Below are 236 nucleotides of genomic sequence, written 5' to 3'. Positions count from 1 at the left end.
TTGGGCATTGTTCTGTTCCTGAATACCGTTTTCACCCTCCAACTGTTCGGCAAGTCTCAATTGCTGTTGGAAATGCTCAAGTACCTGTCCAAACAACTGTTCCGACTCCTTGCCTTGGGCTTTTAGCGCCTGCTCTAAGTAGCAATAGCCTAACCAATATTGGGCATTGTTCTGTTCCTGAATACCGTTTTCACCCTCCAACTGTTCGGCAAGTCTCAATTGCTGTTGGAAATGCT

At 46.2% G+C, this 236-nt stretch carries 1 pseudogene; it reads right to left on the bottom strand.

Annotated elements, in window-relative coordinates:
* Positions 1-236: pseudogene (locus tag ACTHTK_RS10335) on the bottom strand (sel1 repeat family protein); the annotation flags it as partial.

Source organism: Neisseria sp. P0006.S009, from assembly GCF_051962915.1.
Classification (GTDB): domain Bacteria; phylum Pseudomonadota; class Gammaproteobacteria; order Burkholderiales; family Neisseriaceae; genus Neisseria; species Neisseria subflava_E.
Note: the sequence above shows the minus strand (reverse complement) of the source record. Positions and strands in the feature narration are given on the sequence as shown.